Origin of the sequence: Butyrivibrio hungatei (assembly GCF_900101605.1) — a bacterium.
GTDB lineage: Bacteria > Bacillota > Clostridia > Lachnospirales > Lachnospiraceae > Butyrivibrio > Butyrivibrio hungatei_B.
This window is the reverse complement of the sequence record NZ_FMUR01000011.1, coordinates 1-19,068: the sequence shown is the minus strand read 5'-3', so window position 1 is coordinate 19,068 and position 19,068 is coordinate 1. Positions and strand designations below refer to the sequence as shown.

Here is a 19,068-nt window from a genome sequence, read left to right as displayed (position 1 = left end):
CCGTGCTCTGACGGAGGAAACAGAATAATGGCAAAAGCAGGACTTGACATAGGAGAGCTTCTTTTAAAGATTGCTACGGGTGAAACCGGAAAGATCAGCAAGGTTGATTATGTTGCACAAAAACCAAGATTTAACGCGGAAAGTGCAGATGATGAACAGACACTTGAAAGATGTTCGCCTGAATCGCAGGGTGTCAGTTCTGCTTTTTTTACGTCTCTTCTAAGGGAACTTGCCGGAAACAAAGAGTGTAAGATGCATAAATTCATGGCGCTCAGAAACGGAAAAGTTATTTGCGAGTGTGGATTTGCACCATATTCGATTGATTACTGGCATGTTTCATATTCCATGTGTAAGAGTATCGTTGCGATGGCAATCGGTATTCTCATAGATGAAGGAAAGTTGTCTATCGTTGATAAGCTCGATGATATTTTCGACGAGCAGATCGGCCTTCTTAAATTCCATAGAAAAACAATAACGGTAAAAAATCTTCTTGATATGACAAGCGGATCCGAATTTAACGAAGCTGGTGCGATAAGCGGAAACGACTGGGTTTCTTCTTTCCTCGAAGCGGGAACAAAATTTGAACCGGGTTCGCAGTTTGAATATAACAGCATGAATACCTATATGCTCTCTGCGATTGTTACGAAGGTTACGGGAAAGTCTTTGTTTGAATTTTGCAAAGAGCGAATATTTAATCCTATGGGGATTAAAAGAGTCTTCTGGGAGAGCTGCCCGAGGAAGATCACAAAAGGCGGCTGGGGACTTTTTATACGTACGGAAGATATGGCAAAACTCGGCCAACTCTATTTGAATAAAGGCAAGTGGAACGGCGTACAGATTGTTCCTCAGAAATGGGTGGAGGAATCAACTACTCCGCAGATCCTTACGGGAAGGACAGACAGCACGTACTACGGTTATCAGCTTTGGATAAACGGAGACAGACAGGGCTCTTATGCATTTAACGGAATGCTTGGCCAGAATGTTTTTATTTATCCCGACATAAATATGGTGGTAGTTACCAATGCGGGAAACAGCGATATCTTCCAGACTTCGATAATGGCTGTAAAGATCCGCGAGGCTGTGAAAAATCTTAAGATAGATGACGACGTTGCCCTGGAGGAAAATTTTTCGGATCAAGCGGTCCTTAAGGCTCTGTGCGCTTCAATAAGCGGAAAAACCGTAAATTATCCCGCAATCGTAGGAGGCGGATGGAAGAGAAGAACCGTAAAAGAGAGTAGCGGAAGGATCGGAAGAAGGACGCTTTCTTATAACTGCAAAAGAGGCAGTTTCAAGAGCTCTCTTAATTCTTTCAATATGAGAAACGAAGGCACTTTTGCATCAAGATGGCTTCAAAAGATAAACGGGAAAATTTATGATATGGAGAATAATAATGTCGGAATTTTTCCGATAATGATGCAGGTTGTGCACAATAACTTTACGGACGGAATTAAGAAGATCGGATTTAGGCTTGATGAAAAAGGATCTTTCTACATAGATATCTATGAAGGAAACATGCTCTATGAGCTTAAAAGCGGCTTTGGAGGAAAAAGATATATCACTAATATCAATATGCACGGAGAGATATATCAGGTAAGTCTTGAGTCATATTGCAGAACGGATGAATACAACAGGTTTGTGATAAGAAATGAGATCATATTTCTTGAAGAAGCCTGCAGCAGAACGATAAATATCTACTTTGACGACGATGCTTCCGACAGAGAGGACGGAAAAGGTACATTTATTTACCCGTCGGTTCCAAGGGGCATTGAGGTCAGATTTTTTGAAACGCCCGGCGACGATATGCTCATCGATGCGATGAAAAATGTATCTTCGGACGGATTTGGAGGACTTCAGGGCCTTATTTTCGGAAGAATAATAAAAGACGGTGTCAAAGGCCTTTTGGAAGATGCGATAAAGAATATGTTGGAGCCGAAAGTTCGAGGGGTATTGTCTACGCGGTAATTATGATAGAATAGTTGAGATTTAAGATGTTTTTATAATGAGTTTTATTCTTTGATTAAATAATTTTTTTGAATGAAAGGTGGCAAAATGGCTGATAAATTATATGAAAAACTTACAAAATGCGTTGATGCCGTAAGGAGCAAAACTGATTTTGTTCCCGATGTGGCACTTGTTCTCGGTTCGGGACTCGGAAACTATGCTGAGAATATCAAAGTCTGCGCAGAAATAGAATATAAGGATATCCCGGGATTCCCTGTTTCTACTGTTCCGGGACATGCCGGCAAGTTTATATTCGGATATGTCGGTGATACCAAAGTTGTATGTATGAAGGGAAGAGTTCATTTTTACGAGGGATATGACATAAGCGATGTCGTTCTTCCCGTCAGACTCATGGGACTTCTCGGCGCTAAGATTCTCTTTTTGACAAATGCGTCCGGAGGACTTGGAAAAGATTTTGCGGCAGGCGATCTGATGCTTATAACGGATCATATTTCATGCTTTGCGCCCAATCCGCTTATCGGTGCAAATATTGATGAACTTGGTCCCAGATTCCCTGATATGAGTGAAGTTTATAAAAAAGATCTTCAGAAGATCATAAAGGATACTGCAAAAGAAAACGGAATCACTCTGAAAGAGGGCGTATATTGCCAGCTTACAGGGCCTTCGTTTGAGTCACCCGCTGAAATACAGATGCTTGCAAAACTCGGAGTTTCGGCTGTCGGAATGAGCACGGTAAATGAAGCGATTGCCGCAAATCACATGGGACTTAAAATATGCGGTGTTTCATGTATCTGCAATCTTGCCGCGGGACTTTCCGAGAATCCTTTGTCTCATGAGGAAGTGCAGGAAGCGGCTGATAAAGCAGCTCCTTTGTTCACAAAGCTTGTTACGGAATCTATCAAAAAATTCAACAAAGGATGATGGCAGTATATGGATAATTCAGGACTTTTATATATGCTCGGAGTTCTTGCTGCTTTTGTGGTTGTCGCTTATGTGCTTGGTCTTAGGGATTCCGCAAATGCAAAAAAGAATCTGATTTTGAAACTTAAGAAAAATTGGGGCGATTCGCCAAAAAGAAAATATAAGGAAGATGATTTTGATCATATTTCCGGATATTATGACAATCATAGAGAGGGATTTCAGATTGATGATACGACCTGGAACGACCTTAATATGGACGGTGTTTTTACAAGGATGAACTATTGCCTCAGTGCTTCGGGTGAAGAGTATCTTTATTACATGTTAAGGACACCGAAGCAGACGGATGATTTTGAGAACGAAGAAAAAAAGATAAAGTTTTTTTCCGAAAATGATGATGCAAGGCTTAAGTATCAGTTGATCTTTGGAAAAATCGGAAGAGGAAACAGATATTCAATCTATGATTATCTTAAAGTCCTCAATGGCGTTGGGAATTTTAGCAATACAAAGCATTATCTTATGCTGGTTCTGCTTGTTGCAGCGATTGCTCTTTCTTTTGTGAGTTTTGGAATTGGTATATTTGCTCTTCTTATGGTTGTTGTTGCAAATGTGATCATGTATTTTTCGATTAAAGGAAAAATAGATCCTTATTTATCGACTTATTCATATATTCTAAAGGCTCTTGCTTCAACAAAACTCTTTAAGAGCACGGATTATCCCGAGCTTAGCGACGACCTTAAACTGCTTGAAGAGTCATATGATAAACTAAAAGGCTTTTCAAACGGCGCGGGCATTCTCATGAAACCGTCTGGTTCCGGTTCTCCCGAGGATATAATCATGGATTATGTTCGTATGATCACGCATATCGATCTTATCAAGTTCAATTTGATGTATCGTGAACTTATGGATAAAAAAGATGATCTTGATGCAATAATTACTGTGATAGGAAGAATCGAAGCATATATTTCAATAGCTTGTTACAGAGAGTCTGTAAAGGGACAGTATTGCATTCCCGTATTTGAAAAAGGCGGCATGAGTTTTGATAACGTGATACATCCGCTTATTGAAAATGCGGTTTCAAACAGTATTGAAACTAAGAAGGGAGTTCTTTTGACCGGATCGAATGCATCGGGTAAATCGACATTCCTTAAGACAATAGCCATTAATGTGCTTCTTGCACAGTCGATACATACGGCTCTTTCAACGAACTATAAAGCACCGCTCTTAAGAGTATATTCGTCGATGGCGTTAAAAGATGATATATACGGCGGTGACAGTTATTATATTGTTGAGATAAAGTCCATGAAGAGGATCATTGACGCGGCGAATGAAGATGGTAATCCTGTTCTTTGCTTTGTTGATGAAGTTCTTCGAGGAACAAATACGGTTGAAAGAATCGCAGCATCTACAGAGATACTCAAATTCCTTACGGATTCGGGAGTTAATTGTTTTGCCGCAACGCATGACATAGAGCTTACACAGCTTCTTAAGGACAGATATGACCTCTATCATTTTGAAGGTAATGTCTCCGATAATGATGTGCATTTTGATTATGTGCTTAAAAAAGGCCCTGCGACCAACAGAAACGCCATTAAGCTACTCGGCGTTCTCGGATATGACAGGAGTCTTGTCGACAATGCGCAGAATCTTGCGGAGAAATTTTTGAATACGGGAGTTTGGGAATAAATATGAAAGTTGAAATATATTCTGACGGTGCGGCAAGAGGAAATCCGGACGGTCCCGGAGGATACGGCACTGTACTTAGATATGTCGATTCAAAGGGAGAGGTTCATGAAAAAGAACTGAGCGCCGGATATGATAAGACAACCAACAATCGAATGGAGCTTATGGGCGCAATAGTCGGACTCGAATGCCTTAACAGACCTTGCGAAGTCGAGATGTTTTCCGACTCTCAATATGTCATCAAGGCGTTTAACGACAAGTGGATCGACGGCTGGATAAAGAGAGGCTGGAAGACTGCAGGAAAGCAACCTGTAAAAAATGTAGAACTTTGGAAAAGACTTCTTGAAGCGACAAAGGGACATTCCATAAAGTGGAACTGGGTCAAAGGCCATGCGGGGCATCCCGAGAACGAAAGGTGCGACGAGCTTGCGACAACTGCTGCCGATGACGCTCCCGACACATTATTACACGATGACGGCGGTGACCTCAGATGATCTATTATATTGCCGATTGCCATTTTTTCCACAGCGCACTTAATGAAAAGATGGATAAGCGCGGCTTTGCAAGCTGCGAAGAAATGAATGAATATATGATAAAAAAGTGGAATGACAAGGTTACGCGCGCCGATACCGTTGTTATTCTTGGGGATTTATCTTTTGGCACGGTTGAAGAGACCAATGAACTTATTCACAGGCTGAAAGGAAAGCTCTGTCTTATAACAGGGAATCATGATAAATATGTAAAATCTGCAAATTTTGATAAGGACAGATTTGAATGGATCGACAATTACAGAGTGATCACCGATTCTCAGAAAAAAGTTGTATGTTGTCATTATCCAATTCCTTTCTATGACGGACAGTACAGGCTTAAACACAGCGGAGAGCCAAAGACCTATATGTTATACGGACATGTTCATAATACAAGGGATGAAGTTCTCATGAAGAAAATAATCGAGATGATAGGCTCGACACCTTACGTGCCAATCGCAGCCGAACATGAGCGCACCATTCCATGCAATATGATAAACTGCTTCTGCATGCGCTCCGATTATGAGCCGCTGACACTCTCGGAGTGGATCAAACTGTCGGGGAATCAGTGAGTGTAAGTGATTGTAAATGTTTGTATAAGAAATAAAAGTACAAGTTATGAAACAAAGATTTAAAGTAACTATATTGGCATTGTTGATGGTCATTATCTGCGCCGGATGCCAAAAGAAAGATGATATATCGGAAAAAGCACCTGATGCCGCGTCTACAACAGAATCACCTTCAGATGTATCCGTATCGGATGAATCCGCGGTCGGTGATTCAGTGGCTGAAGACGATAATATAGAGATCAAGTCCGAAATATCGGAAGACAGGCGCTATCACAGTGCGACGGTTAACGGAGTAGATTATTCTCTTACAGTCGACCTGACAAAATGGGAAGGAAATACCAACCTGTTACAGATTGAAACCCTAGAGAGCTTGTTCTGGCAGGTCTATCCTAAGATGTATGAAAGATTTGGCACATATTCATCTGCACCTACAGATGTTGAACTCCTAATCGAAAATGAAGGCTACGAGATCGCCTGTGCATGGGAGAATAAAGTACATCTTCATGACATGTGGTTACATGATAATCCTGAAGACTTTGACTGCTACACCCATGAACTTGCCCACTTGATCCAAAACGGCTGGAGCGAAGATTATCTTGAATACGATTCCTACATAGAACGCTTCGCCGACTACTGCCGATACATCTATGCCTATGACGACGGCAAATACAACGACAAAGGCTGGACGTAATAAAAGGCTGCCACACTAACTGTGACAGCCTTTGTTGTGTCGCGAATAGCGATATATTTATTTGCCGAATACTGCTTCGTAATCTTTTACGAATTTCTCAATTCCCTGATCTGTGAGAGGGTGATGAGTCATCTGCTCGATTACCTTGTAAGGAACAGTAGCGATGTCTGCACCTGCAAGTGCGCAGTCTGTAACATGCATAGGATGACGAACACTTGCTGCGATGATCTCTGTCTCGATTCCGTGAATATTGAAGATCTCTGCAACTTCAGAGATGAGGTCTGTTCCGCGAACACTGATGTCATCAAGTCTTCCGAGGAAAGGACTTACAAATGCAGCGCCTGCTCTTGCTGCAAGAAGAGCCTGGTTAGCTGTGAAGATAAGAGTCACATTGACTTTGATGCCTTCGGCTGCAAGTGTGTGGCAAGCCTTAAGACCTTCAACGGTCATGGGAATCTTAACAACCATGTTCTTGTGTATTTTAGCAATCTCGCGACCTTCCTTGATCATACCTTCTGCATCAGTTGTTGTAGCCTTAACTTCGCCACTGATAGGTCCGTCAACGATAGATGCGATCTCAGCAACTACCTGTGTGAAATCACGTCCTTCTTTTGCGATAAGAGAAGGGTTTGTTGTAACTCCGCAAATTACGCCCATGTCGTTAGCTTTTCTGATCTCATCGACATTGGCTGTGTCCAAAAAGAATTTCATTTTTGCATATACTCCTTGTCTGTAACCTTATTGATAGTTATGGATAATCCCTAAGGATCTCCAAATAAAAATGATACCACTAGGATAGCACTATATTATTTTTTTTCAATATGAATTTCTTGTACATTTTACTTTGACTTTTTTGTACTATTTGATTGCCTTTAACGATTGAAAGTGTTAAAGTGAAGAAAGATTATTTACTTTAAGGAGAGAAGGTATGATTATTAAAGTGTTAATGTTACTTGTGTTCTTTTCTGTAATGATCTACATCGGTCTGATGTGCAGAAAGAACTCGACTGATGTAAGCGGATTTGTGCTTGGCGGTAGAGCAGTAGGCCCATGGGTTACGGCCTTTGCTTACGGAACATCCTATTTTTCCGCAGTTATTTTTGTGGGGTATGCGGGACAGTTTGGCTGGAAGTATGGCATATCCGCAACGTGGGTCGGAATCGGCAATGCGCTTATAGGTTCACTTCTTGCGTGGGCAATTCTCGGAAGAAGAACAAGAATTATGAGCCAGCACCTTGATTCCGCGACAATGCCGCAGTTCTTTGCCGCAAGATTCGGAGGAAGATCGCTTAAAATAGCAGCTTCCGTTATTACATTTATTTTCCTTATTCCTTATACAGCTTCATTGTATAACGGACTCTCAAGACTTTTTGGTATGGCATTTAAAATCGATTATTCTATCTGCGTTATTGTTATGGCGGTGCTTACCGGAATATACGTTATCGCAGGCGGTTACATGGCAACAGCGATAAATGATTTTATTCAGGGAATAATCATGCTTATAGGTATCTGTGCGGTTATTCTTTCTGTTCTTAATTCGCAGGGGGGATTTCTTGCAGCACTTGACGGACTTGCAAGGATATCTGATGAGAGCGTTTCGACAACGCCGGGTGTTTTCGCTTCATTTTTTGGACCTGATCCTCTTAATCTTCTCGGTGTTGTTATCCTTACATCACTCGGAACATGGGGACTTCCTCAGATGGTTCAGAAGTTTTATGCGATAAAAAGTGAGAAGTCAATCTCAAAAGGTACCATCGTTTCTACGTTTTTTGCTTTCATTGTAGCCGGAGGATGCTATTTCCTCGGCGGCTTCGGAAGACTTTTTTCCGATAAGATCGATATATCCGCAGACGGTTTTGACAGTATCGTTCCTACGATGCTCTCAGGGCTTCCGGATTTCCTTATTGCTGTTGTTGTCATTCTTGTTTTGTCTGCATCTATGTCAACGCTTTCATCGCTTGTACTTACAAGTAGTTCGACACTTACGCTTGACCTTTTAAAAGGGCATGTCATCAAGAATATGGATGAAAAGAAACAGCTCCTTATCATGAGAATACTGATCGTTGTGTTTGTTGGTATATCTGTTGTTATCGCAATCGTACAGTACAAGCAGAATGTGACTTTTATCGCGCAGCTTATGGGCGTTTCGTGGGGCGCTCTTGCGGGAGCTTTCCTTGCACCTTTCCTTTACGGTTTATACTTTAAGTTTATAACTAAGGCGGCTGTGTGGGTGAATTTCGTATTCTCAACAGTAGTCATGCTCGCAAATATGTTTGTAAGACCGAAGTTCCCGCAGCTTCTTCAGTCGCCCATAAATGCAGGAGCATTTTGTATGATAGCGGGACTTATTATTGTTCCAGTGATATCTCTTTTCACCAAGAAGCCTCCGAAGGACCTTGTGGACGGTGCGTTTGCATGCTACAACAAAGAAGTTCTCGTTCATCAGAGCACTTCACTTTCAGATGATTCCGAATAAGTGGTAAAATAATGTGAAAAAAGATTATTTTATGAGGTGAACATGGCAGAACATATTTTAAAGAATAGTTTTATTGCGATAAAAGTATCGGATCACGGAGCAGAGCTTAAGTCACTCGTTAAGGCAGATTCGGGAAAAGAGTTCATGTGGCAGGCGGATGCCAAGTACTGGGGGAGGACAGCACCTGTTCTTTTTCCTATTGTAGGTTCTGTATGGAACGGCGAGTATAAAGTTAACGGCGTTTCTTATAAGCTTTCACAGCACGGATTTGCAAGGGATATGGAGTTTTCTCTTGTAAAAGAAGCTGAGGATGAGCTTGTGTTTGAGCTTACCCAAAATGAAGAGACGCTTAAAAAATTTCCTTTTAAGTTTTTGTTGAAGATCGGATATAAGCTTGTCGGAAGCAAGGTGGTTGTTTCTTATACGGTCACTAATACGAATGATAAAGAGATGTATTTTTCAATCGGTGCGCATCCTGCTTTTAACTGCGATCTTAATAAGGATGAGCTCTTGTTTGAAAAAGACGGCGCTGCAGTTTCCGGTTCTCTTAAGTCAAATGTGATCGACATGTCCTGCGGATGCCTTTCCGATAAGCAGATTAACGTTGAGACAGCGGAAGGAATAGTTAAACTTACTCCAGGGCTCTTTGACGGGGATGCGCTTATATTCGAAGACAGGCAGGCTGATGCGGTTACACTTGTAAGTGCGGCTGATGGAGATAAGCTTCGTGTTACTTGTGATGTTCCGCTGTTTGGAGTATGGTCACCTGTTAAAAAGAATGCGCCTTTTGTCTGCATCGAGCCTTGGAACGGAAGGTGCGACAGAGTAGGCTTTGAAGGTGGCATTGAAGATAGAGAGTACGGCAATAAATTAGCGGCGGGAGAGAGCTTTGATACTTCATTTGAGATTGAGATCTTGTAATGAAGTGTCCTGGCAGATCATTTTATGATAATTGATTTTCATACACATACATTTCCTGATTCAATAGCTGCAAGGGCTGTTGACAGCCTCAGCAAAGAGGCGCATATCGTTCCGCATACTGACGGTACGGTTTCAGGTCTTTTGGATTCAATGGATAAGGGCGGCATAGATATGTCCGTCCTTTTGCCTGTTGCAACGGCGTCTTCTCAGGTGGAGAGTATCAATGACAAGGCTCTTAGAAATAATGAGAAGTACGGTGACAGGTTATGTTCTTTTGGATGTATTCATCCTGAGTATTCACGTTTTAAAGAGGAGCTTAGAAGGCTCAAAAATAACGGCATCAAGGGAATCAAGATTCATCCCGTTTATCAGAACAAGGATATTGATTCCAAGACTTTTCTTGATATCATTTATGCTGCATGCGAAAATGACCTTATCGTCATTACCCACGCAGGGCTTGATATCGGCTTTCCGGGCGTTGTCAGATGTTCGCCGAAGATGTGCAGAAATGTAATTAACACGATTGGTGAGTTTAAGTTTGTTCTCGCACACATGGGCGGATGGAGGAACTGGGATGAAGTTCCTTTGTATCTTGAGGATACAACGGCTTTTCTGGATACATCTTTTTCCTCCGGGAGAATTCAAGCGCTTTCTGATGGATATTGGGATGATAAGGATACAGGAATGCTTGATGCAGATGGATTTATGAAGCTTGTAAACGCTTTTGGTAGTGACAGGCTTTTGTTCGGAAGTGATTCACCTTGGTCAGATCAGAAAGAGGCTACCACGTTCATCAAGGGATTACCGATTGATGAGAATGATGCTACTAAGATTCTTAGCGGGAACGCATGTCAGCTGCTCGGGAGGTGAGCTATGATCATAAGAGATGCACAGAATAAAGATATTCCGCAGCTTCTTGAGCTGTTATCTGAGGTACTTGAGATTCATGCAAAAATTAAGCCTGATTATTTTGTATCCGGTCATACGAAGTATAGTGAAGCTGAGCTTGAGGCTATCCTTAAGGCTGAGGATCTGAAAGTATATGTTGCGGATGAGGATGGAAGAGTCCTTGGCTACGCATTCTGTATGCTGCAAGAGACTTTACACAAGCCTTTTGTTGTTTCTTTTAAATATATGTATATTGACGATCTTTGCGTTGATTCTGCGTGCAGAGGTAAAGGCATTGGCAAGAAGCTTTTTGCGCATGTTTGCAAGGAAGCAAATGCACTTGGCTGCAGGGATATTACCCTTAACGTCTGGGAAGGCAATGACAGCGCCAGAGCTTTCTATGAGAGTCTTGGAATGAAGGTGCAGAAGACTACAATGGAAATTACACTTTGATGTGGATGCACAGGGCTATTCAATCCCCAGCGGACATTCGACATTTGGGTAAGTCAAAGGGACGGTTCTAATGTCATGCCTTAATGCCTGTGACATTGGAACCGTCCCTTTGACTTTGCAAAGTGACAGATATATCGAATATAGATTTGACTGCGGACAAATCCTAATGGAAGATTTAAGAAGAATTGTTTTTCTAAAAGGATGAAGAAAGGATCGTATATGAAAAAAATAGGATTGGTAGGAGGCACCGGGCCTGAATCTACAATTATGTATTATAAAGAATTAAATTCCAGAATTGATAAGATCACAGATGGAAAGCATATGCCGGAGATCATTATTGAGAGCGTGGATTTCAGAAGAGCATGGGATTATGTTTCTTCGGGGGAATATTACCTTCTTAAGGAATATCTCTCCGAAAAAGTACATAGTCTGGAAAAAGCAGGCGCAGAAGTAATATCTTTGACGGCCGTGACGATGCATATTGTGTTTGAAGAATTGGTTAACGATACTGGTGTTTCGTTGATTAGTATTCCTAAAGCGGTCTGTAAAGAGGTAGAGAATAAAGGATATAAAAAGATACTTCTTCTTGGAACCATTTTTACAATGGAACAGGATTATATGAAAAATGATTTCAAGGACGCAGGTATAGAAGTAGTTATTCCTGATGAAAATGATCGGAATCTTGTGGCAAAACGCATTTTTGAGGAGTTGGAGCTGGGAATTGTTAAGGAAAGCACATTAAAAGAGTTTCAAAGCATAATAGATAAAATGCGGGATCAATATGGTATTGAAGCAGTCGTACTGGGGTGTACGGAACTTCCTCTTTTACTGAATTCGGAAAATTGTTCTGTTCCGTGCCTGGACAGCGTTGAAATACACATAAACGATTTGATCCATGAGGCTTTATAGGGGGATATATTCTTCCCAAACTTGCACTAAATGCAAGTCTAAAGTGGTAGCATTATTTGGCCACATTATTGCATGACTGGTATATCAGCTCTGCCAGGTCCCTGGTGGGGGTGTCAAAACCACTTTGTATCCAGACACGCAGTACATTAAGGCTTCCGTACATAATGAAAGTGAAGAGGTAGTCTGCATTTTTGTTATCCAGGATTTCAGGCACTGCAGCTTTTACATTATTTGCAATTGTTTCGATTATAGTTTTCTGAAAATCTTCGGAATCCGTCTGGCACAGCAGGATTCCGAAGGTTTCTTTATTTTTTAATAGGAAATTTCGCCTTGACGGCGAAATCTTGAATTAAAAGGCCCAGCAAGACCGGGCCACGCAAAGTAGAGGTAAGCTGGTATAATTACCAATCTACCTCATCAAAAAATTCATCATCTTCATGCATAAAGTAATCCATGTCGAGAAGGTCTTCATCATCCATCTCGCGGATTTCGTTCGCCGACATGCCTTCCGGCGGATTTTGGATGTATTTCTCTCTAAGCTTTGCAATTAGTTCTTTATCGACCATGACTGTTCCTCCTTGCATGATTTTATCATGTGCAGAAACATGGGGAAACACTGTTTGGTTTTGAAGATGGAGCTCTGCTTTTGGGACGGCATTTTCCCTTTGCCTCTTTGTATAAGTCTTCAAGAGAAATATGTTTATGATTAAAGTACAAATCAAGGAATTTCATGGTACTACTGCACTTTGAACATTTGATTGGATCATAGCCAAATGCTGAAAGAATACTTGAGCGCCATTGTAAGAAAGATTTGAAGAATGGCTGTTTGGTGGGGGGAATAAGACGGTAGAGCTTTTTATCTGATTCTCGATGTCGACCATACACGCCGTAGTAGCGTATCATCTTAAAGTCTTTTTCAGGTATGTGCTGGATAAGGCGTTTGATGAAGTCTATTGCAGGAAGTGTTTCGTTGACAAGGACTTCGTCCTCGTGCCTGTTGTAGTGGAAAGTAACAGTATCATGCGCTTTATCATAGGAATCAATTCTTGATAGACCGATTGCAGGGCGCCCAAGGTATCGACCTATATATTTAGCCACTTTGTTCTTGTCAGCGAGAGTGGGTTTTGCATATATATAGAATCCATCTTTTTGATTTTTGTATGAGAGAGCTTTTTCTTTTTTGAACAATGCTTTTTTCGCGGAGTCAGTAATAAGAGTTTCCATAAGATTAAGAAGAGCGGTTTGAAAAGCATGGCGCATGTATTGAAAACTGAAGTAATTGACTTTACGCCAAAATCCGGTGTCACCTACACCACCTTCAGATATAAGGCAGTGGATATGAGGATTCCATTCCAATGGACGTCCAAATGTGTGAAGAACCAGAATGTAACCGGGAGTGAAGTTCTGACTTTTGTTGGTTTTGTAGAACATCCGACGAATAACGCTGCTGGCGGCGTCAAAAAGACAGTTGAGAAGATCACGGTCTTCGAGAAAGTAATGGCGTAATTCTTTTGATATAGTAAAAACGCAGTGTCGGTGCTGGCAGTTTATGAGTTTGAAAGACATGGCCAGAGCACGTTTTTGCGAATACATGGAACCACAGGTAGGACAGAATCTTGAATGACAACGAAAGGGAATGAACTTGAGATTACCACAATCGGGGCAGCCATACATGGCGCCACCATAGGCAGGATCGCCACAATTGAGCATCTTATCGATGTTTTCCATTTCCGTTTTGCGGGGATGGAGAGTATATTGAATTTCTTCATAATGATCTCGGAACAGATCTTGCAGTATGTTTCGTTTCATAAAAATCATTATGAATGAATTGAGGCAAATCAGAACCACCGGCTTAGCCGGTGGTTTGTTCTGGCCCTATAAGGGCCTGTTGCCGGCACTGAGTCTAAAGACTCGCCGAATGGTTCGCCAGCCGCAACATCATTTTCCTACAGAGCCCCCTGGGCTCATTTTTATTTGTTTTGCTTTACCGGCTCACCCGTGAACGGGTCAATATACTCTTTTAGTGTCATTTGGTCGTACTCTAAATCCTCTTTTAACTGATTCTTTATGTACTCCTCGATTTTCTTTGCATTCTTACCTACAGTATCTACGTAATAGCCTCTGCACCAGAAATGTCTATTGCCATACTTATACTTGAGATTTGCATGCCTCTCAAATATCATAAGCGTACTTTTTCCTTTCAAGTACCCTACGAAACTTGAAACACTCATACTCGGTGGGATCCTTACCAGCATATGTATATGATCTGGGCATACTTCTGCCTCTATTATCTCTACACCTTTCCTCTTGCATAATGTACTGAGAATATTTGCAATGTCCTGCTTGATCCGACCATACGCAACCTTTCTCCTGAACTTAGGTGCAAATACTATGTGATACTTACACTCCCATCTAGTGTGTGATAAACTATTCATGTCCATTTTGGACTACCTCCTGTGCTTTACTTTGGTTGGCGAACCGTAGTAATTCTAGCACGGGAGGTTTTTTACTGTAAGCTGAAGCAGCTGTTGTCCCCCTGCATAGCAGGGGGTTTTATTAAAGATGCTACACAAAAACAACCCCAACCCCTCATGAGTGAGGGGCAGGGGAGTTGAAGTGCCATAGGCACTTTTTTATGTAGAGCATGTAACAAGCTTAGTGAAGCTTATCTGAACACTGTTCCAAAAATCTCTTCGCCAGTTCCGCATCAGGTGAGTTTTCCAGATAAATCCCATACACATCCCAAGTATAGGTATCAGTTATAGGAATTGCTTTAACGTCGGTATCATCTTTGAAAAACCTTGGAGCAATGCCGATTCCAATCCCATTTTTTACAAGACGGTAAATAGAATCCCCTTCGCCAACCTTTGCAACAATCTCGGGATTGAAATCATTCATGTGGCAGGCGTTTATGAAATCGTGATAAATGTGGTATTTCTCGTTCATGGAGATAAGAGGTTCATCTTTGATCTCCGTAATACTGATCTGCTGTTTGCCTCTGAGTCTGTGGACTTTGTGGACATACAGGACGATATCTACAGATTTGATGAGTTCTGACAAAAGCCCCGGAACCTGCGGCTTTCCTACAACGAGACCGCAGTTTATCTCGTCGTTCAGCACACGCTTCAGGACAGTTTTGTTTTCCTGTTCATCCCAGCTTGCAACAATTTCCGGATTCGATTTCATAAAAGAATGCACCGAAGGAATATCTACAGCTCGCAGTGTTCCGGCCGCAAATCCAATCCTGAAGCGCTTCTCCCTGTCATTCACAGCTCTTATCTCCGAGAACATTTCATTCATGCTTTTAATTATAGTCTTGGATTTTTCATAAAAAATCTTTCCGCTCTCCGTAGGTACAAAGCCGTCTTTAGTCCTTGAAAAAAGTTGAGTGCCGTATTCCTCTTCAAGGTTCTTTATGATCTTACTTAGTCCTTGCGGTGATAGAAAAAGTTTATTTGCAGCTACCTGCAGGTTACGCTCTTCATATATGATTTGAAAACATTTTAGATTTCTCGTGTTCATAAAAAAATAATAGCAAGGTGGGAAAAATATGCAATAGTCGCATTGGTGGAGAGTTTATTTTTATGTGATATACTTTAGTGAAAAGACACTTTTTTTATCAAAAGCGGTAATAAGGACGCAGTTTAAGCTTGTGGCCAAAGCCGCTAAAGGCTTAGGATGGGAAACTGCTTCGGCAATGCTTGATCATTCTCTTCAGAATAAACCGTCTAATCTGGCATTTTCCTCAGATTCAAAGTTTGCGAAGCAGATTGCGGAGTCTGATGAATGTGCTGCTATCGTGGAGGAATTTAAGGAACAGGTAGAAGGACTTGATATATCGGAAAAGAGCATAAAGAGCAGTACAACTTTAAACAGTACAACAGACTTGCACCTTTCCTATAATAAGGTCAGCTACGAAGTTGTAGGAAAAAAAGTTGATGGAAAATGGAATCTGAAAATAACATTTTATGATAGATACGATTTTGAAACACAGGCATGGGAGGACTCAATTACACTTAGTTCGATCGTTAAAATACTCAATAATTACGCTGCATATGCGCAGGAAGTAGGAGCGATTGTACCGTATGACATAAAGGTTACTGTGGAAAAATCTTTTTAATATGTTAATAAATGACATGGGGACGGTTCTAATGTCATGCCTTTAAAATGACATGGGGACGGTTCTAATGTCATGCCTTTGACTTTTGACTAAATACATAAATTACAACATGGAGGAGACATAATATGAGTTGGGAAGTGCAATTGATGGAGTGGCTACAGGCCAATATTCCGGGACCGCTTATTTTGCTTATTTCGCAGTTTTCTGCTTTTGGAGAGGAGTTTGCGCTTGTTGCGGTCATGGGCTTTGTTTATTGGTGCCATGATAAAGAATTTGGACGAAAAATAGGATTACTTGTATGTTCTTCACTAATTTTATTTCCTATGATAAAAAACATTGTTTTCAGGATTCGTCCCTATATGGAGCATAGCAGCATAAAATGCCTGCGCCCCGTAGAGCCTGATGCGGATCTTATGGATGTGGATGCGCAAGGGTATTCATTTCCAAGCGGTCATTCGGCCAATGCAGCAACAGTCTATCCCGGAATTGTTATTTTTGGAAAAAATAAGAACAGGCTCAAATTGGTGCTATCAATTATATTGATGCTGCTTGTAGGTTTTTCGAGAGTTGTAGTCGGATGTCATTATCCTACAGACGTGCTCTGCGGATGGACACTTGGTTTAGCTATGGTTTTTGTTATTTCTTTTTTGTATAAAAAGATAAAGAATCTAAATGTCATATTTGCGATGGTTGCAGTAATCGGAACTATCGGAGTCTTTTATTGCAAGACAAGCGATTTTTTTAGTGCATACGGTATACTTTTTGGTCTGTGGCTTTCAATACCTTTTGAGAAGAAATTCGTAAATTTTGAATCTACAAGAAATCCTGTTTCAAGCATTTTAAGACTTGTTGGCGGCGCGGTTGTGTTTTTTGCACTGGATGAGCTTTTAAAGATTCCTTTCGGCAAAGAGTTTCTAAATTCCGGAACAATGGCGGCGCATCTTGTAAGAAGCGGAAGATATATGTTAGCAATATTTGTTTCGCTTGCTGTATATCCCATATTATTTAAGTTTAGGATTTTCTCACTTGAGGTTCCTGAACGTAGGGAAGAAGTTGGCGATGGGATTTACTGAAATGACATTGGGACGGTTCTAATGTCATGTTTTCCTTTTAACTTGCGCTAAAGGTAATTTGGCATATCTATAAAAATAAGAAACATAATAATTCGAAAGAAGGTAGATTAATATTTTAATGAATTATAAAGGCAGAAAAAAGCTGGCACTTATATTTGTGGCATTAATGCTGGTAACGGCATGTGTAAAAACAGATTCTAAAGTATTTGAAAAACTGAGTGGATATTATTCAGCTACAAAAGCGTTGGAAATTTTACAAAAGGAATAATAAATACTCGGACGGTAGTTTTTTCTGTAAAGGAACTAAACAAAGTCAGAGGGACGGTTTATTGATTCTGTAGAGTTTTTGATTTAGTGAGGAATGTATGATTATCGATGATGAATCTTTCAAATCAAAAAATATAATTAATGAATGCAAGAGATCTGTTGAATCTGTAGAAAATAAAAAAATAGTTGTTTGCAAGCATTGTATAAAACGTTTTGATATTGAGGCTGATTTCGGGTATATGTGTGTTTGCCCGAATTGTCTTAAGGTATGCAATGATGATTTTTACGATGTTCCTTTTGATAGGTTCAATATATTTTGGGGAGAAAAAAGAATCGGCTTTGTTGAGAAAAAGATAAATTCTGTGGTGAAGAGCCATGTCGTTTACAACATTTATTATGTTGACAAAAGTCGCAGAATAGAGAATCCGAAGGATAATAATGAGATATACGAAATTTTAACTAACGATATTGTCTATGCTATTGACGAAGAGAAAAAAAGAATCATCAATGATAAAAATGCAATGATAAAAAAATTTGCTGATGAGTTTTCTAAGGGCAATAGTCAAATATGGCTGTTGGATAAAGGGAATATCAGCAGATATCATGATACTGTTACGCTTCATAAAAATAGTTTGGGAAAATGGGAAATATATGAGTCAAGATTATCTCCCGAGTTTTCATTTAGTCGTACTACTGAGATCTCAGAGCATTTTTATCTTGCGGACGATTTTAAGCGGTGGATAACAAGATTTGTTGACAGGTATTTTGATATATTCTATACCGGTATTTGGCCTCCAGAAGGTGGTTTGCCGAATATAGAGGATTTTGGTACTGCAGGTAAGCTGCGATAAAAGGTAAAGGAAAAATAATTTGTAAAATGACATTGGGACGGTTCTAATGTCATGTTTTCCTTTTAACTTGCGCTAAAGGTAAAAAGACAAAAGAACCGTCCCTCTGACTTCAAAGGAGCATAAAAAAGTGAATTATTTATCTAAGGATGAGGTTATTGAGTGCGGCATAGAGTTTGCAGGAGATGTATGTTTTTCTGGCGAATATGGAGAACAGGTATATACAAAAGAAAAAGAAGAAGGCGGTCAGCCAATTAATGGAGTGCTATATGAAAGATATGAAAATGGTAATATTTGCTATTATGAATATCATAAAGATGGAATATCCAATGGCCCAAGGGTAGAATTTTATAAAAGCGGTAAGATAAAAAGTTATTGCATTAAGAATGGGGGAACAATTGATGGGGAATATATTGAATGGTATGAAAACGGAGAAGTTAAATTAAGAAAAGATTGTAAATATGGAATAATATGGTCCTATGTCAATAAATAGTACAAATTAAAATGAGAGGTTTACCTGCTTATGCAGCAGGCGCAACCATAACCCTCTCATATAGTTCTTCGAATTCGTTAGGAGACATATAGTCACAGTGGCTGTGAATCCTAACGGTGTTATAAAAGGTTTCGATATACTCGAATACAAGCCTATATGCGTGCTTGTAGTTGATAATAGAAAAGCGGTTAAGCCATTCCCTTTTAATCAAGGAATGGAAGGATTCTATGCAGGCATTATCGTATGGATAACCGCTATGGGAATAGCTAC

The 19,068-nt window shown here is 40.4% G+C and carries 22 protein-coding genes; 15 read left to right on the top strand and 7 right to left on the bottom strand.

What is annotated here, in order from left to right; genetic code table 11:
• Positions 1 to 27 precede the first annotated feature (27 nt).
• From BLP87_RS09620 to BLP87_RS09595, 6 genes are all read left to right on the top strand, one after another.
• Positions 28 to 1,962: a serine hydrolase domain-containing protein gene (locus BLP87_RS09620; RefSeq protein ID WP_074462519.1), complete on the top strand. Its 1,935-nt coding sequence runs from the start codon at positions 28 to 30 to the stop codon at positions 1,960 to 1,962.
• An 87-nt stretch (positions 1,963 to 2,049) separates the two neighbouring features.
• Complete coding sequence (locus BLP87_RS09615; protein WP_074462518.1) at positions 2,050 to 2,883, top strand: purine-nucleoside phosphorylase; 834 nt, start codon at positions 2,050 to 2,052, stop codon at positions 2,881 to 2,883.
• Between the two features lie 9 nt (positions 2,884 to 2,892).
• Positions 2,893 to 4,566, top strand: a complete 1,674-nt coding sequence (locus BLP87_RS09610) for a MutS-related protein (protein WP_074462517.1) — start codon at positions 2,893 to 2,895, stop codon at positions 4,564 to 4,566.
• Between the two features lie 2 nt (positions 4,567 to 4,568).
• Complete coding sequence (gene rnhA, locus BLP87_RS09605; protein WP_074462516.1) at positions 4,569 to 5,057, top strand: ribonuclease HI; 489 nt, start codon at positions 4,569 to 4,571, stop codon at positions 5,055 to 5,057.
• Positions 5,054 to 5,662: a metallophosphoesterase family protein gene (locus tag BLP87_RS09600; RefSeq protein WP_074462515.1), complete on the top strand. Its 609-nt coding sequence runs from the start codon at positions 5,054 to 5,056 to the stop codon at positions 5,660 to 5,662. Before rnhA ends, BLP87_RS09600 begins: the two co-directional genes overlap by 4 nt.
• A 46-nt stretch (positions 5,663 to 5,708) precedes the next feature.
• Positions 5,709 to 6,350 (top strand): hypothetical protein, encoded by a 642-nt coding sequence (locus BLP87_RS09595; protein WP_143002125.1) that lies wholly within the window; start codon positions 5,709 to 5,711, stop codon positions 6,348 to 6,350.
• 57 nt (positions 6,351 to 6,407) lie between these two features.
• On the opposite strand, the gene fsa is transcribed toward BLP87_RS09595, so the two are convergent.
• Positions 6,408 to 7,061: a fructose-6-phosphate aldolase gene (gene fsa, locus BLP87_RS09590; RefSeq protein WP_026654927.1), complete on the bottom strand. Its 654-nt coding sequence runs from the start codon at positions 7,059 to 7,061 to the stop codon at positions 6,408 to 6,410.
• 217 nt (positions 7,062 to 7,278) lie between these two features.
• Here fsa and BLP87_RS09585 point away from each other — a divergent pair, with 217 nt between their 5' ends.
• From BLP87_RS09585 to BLP87_RS09565, 5 genes are all read left to right on the top strand, one after another.
• Complete coding sequence (locus tag BLP87_RS09585) at positions 7,279 to 8,826, top strand: sodium:solute symporter family protein (protein WP_074462513.1); 1,548 nt, start codon at positions 7,279 to 7,281, stop codon at positions 8,824 to 8,826.
• Positions 8,827 to 8,868: 42 nt separating this feature from the next.
• Positions 8,869 to 9,747: an aldose 1-epimerase family protein gene (locus tag BLP87_RS09580; RefSeq protein WP_074462512.1), complete on the top strand. Its 879-nt coding sequence runs from the start codon at positions 8,869 to 8,871 to the stop codon at positions 9,745 to 9,747.
• 24 nt (positions 9,748 to 9,771) lie between these two features.
• Positions 9,772 to 10,617 (top strand): amidohydrolase family protein, encoded by an 846-nt coding sequence (locus BLP87_RS09575; RefSeq protein ID WP_074462511.1) that lies wholly within the window; start codon positions 9,772 to 9,774, stop codon positions 10,615 to 10,617.
• Between the two features lie 3 nt (positions 10,618 to 10,620).
• Positions 10,621 to 11,088 (top strand): GNAT family N-acetyltransferase, encoded by a 468-nt coding sequence (locus BLP87_RS09570; protein WP_074462510.1) that lies wholly within the window; start codon positions 10,621 to 10,623, stop codon positions 11,086 to 11,088.
• 219 nt (positions 11,089 to 11,307) lie between these two features.
• Positions 11,308 to 11,997 carry an aspartate/glutamate racemase family protein gene (locus BLP87_RS09565; protein ID WP_026513357.1) on the top strand — a complete coding sequence of 230 codons (690 nt, stop codon included), beginning with the start codon at positions 11,308 to 11,310 and terminating at the stop codon, positions 11,995 to 11,997.
• Positions 11,998 to 12,049: 52 nt separating this feature from the next.
• On the opposite strand, the gene BLP87_RS16590 is transcribed toward BLP87_RS09565, so the two are convergent.
• The 5 genes from BLP87_RS16590 to BLP87_RS09545 all read right to left on the bottom strand — a co-directional run bounded on the left by BLP87_RS16590 (position 12,050) and on the right by BLP87_RS09545 (position 15,519).
• Positions 12,050 to 12,340: a TetR-like C-terminal domain-containing protein gene (locus BLP87_RS16590; protein ID WP_083334554.1), complete on the bottom strand. Its 291-nt coding sequence runs from the start codon at positions 12,338 to 12,340 to the stop codon at positions 12,050 to 12,052.
• Between the two features lie 58 nt (positions 12,341 to 12,398).
• Positions 12,399 to 12,563 (bottom strand): hypothetical protein, encoded by a 165-nt coding sequence (locus BLP87_RS16045; protein WP_176756632.1) that lies wholly within the window; start codon positions 12,561 to 12,563, stop codon positions 12,399 to 12,401.
• A 25-nt stretch (positions 12,564 to 12,588) separates the two neighbouring features.
• The gene (locus tag BLP87_RS09555) at positions 12,589 to 13,806 is read right to left on the bottom strand and encodes an IS91 family transposase (protein ID WP_074462620.1); all 1,218 of its coding nucleotides are present in this window, start codon (positions 13,804 to 13,806) and stop codon (positions 12,589 to 12,591) included.
• 161 nt (positions 13,807 to 13,967) lie between these two features.
• Complete coding sequence (tnpA, locus tag BLP87_RS09550) at positions 13,968 to 14,438, bottom strand: IS200/IS605 family transposase (protein WP_074462509.1); 471 nt, start codon at positions 14,436 to 14,438, stop codon at positions 13,968 to 13,970.
• Positions 14,439 to 14,652: 214 nt separating this feature from the next.
• On the bottom strand, positions 14,653 to 15,519 hold the full coding sequence (locus BLP87_RS09545; protein ID WP_074462508.1) for a LysR family transcriptional regulator: 867 nt from the start codon (positions 15,517 to 15,519) through the stop codon (positions 14,653 to 14,655).
• Positions 15,520 to 15,583: 64 nt separating this feature from the next.
• On the opposite strand from BLP87_RS09545, the gene BLP87_RS09540 reads away from it, so the two are divergent.
• From BLP87_RS09540 to BLP87_RS09525, 4 genes are all read left to right on the top strand, one after another.
• Entirely contained in the window at positions 15,584 to 16,117 is a 534-nt protein-coding gene (locus BLP87_RS09540; protein ID WP_074462507.1) for a hypothetical protein, read from the top strand.
• A gap of 125 nt (positions 16,118 to 16,242) precedes the next feature.
• Positions 16,243 to 17,190 (top strand): phosphatase PAP2 family protein, encoded by a 948-nt coding sequence (locus BLP87_RS09535; protein ID WP_083334553.1) that lies wholly within the window; start codon positions 16,243 to 16,245, stop codon positions 17,188 to 17,190.
• Positions 17,191 to 17,555: 365 nt separating this feature from the next.
• Positions 17,556 to 18,308 (top strand): hypothetical protein, encoded by a 753-nt coding sequence (locus BLP87_RS09530; protein ID WP_074462505.1) that lies wholly within the window; start codon positions 17,556 to 17,558, stop codon positions 18,306 to 18,308.
• A 127-nt stretch (positions 18,309 to 18,435) separates the two neighbouring features.
• On the top strand, positions 18,436 to 18,798 hold the full coding sequence (locus BLP87_RS09525; protein WP_074462504.1) for a toxin-antitoxin system YwqK family antitoxin: 363 nt from the start codon (positions 18,436 to 18,438) through the stop codon (positions 18,796 to 18,798).
• Between the two features lie 28 nt (positions 18,799 to 18,826).
• On the opposite strand, the gene BLP87_RS16545 is transcribed toward BLP87_RS09525, so the two are convergent.
• Positions 18,827 to 19,068, bottom strand: a 242-nt coding sequence (locus BLP87_RS16545; RefSeq protein ID WP_143002124.1) for an integrase core domain-containing protein, incomplete at its 5' end; no start/stop codon positions are given.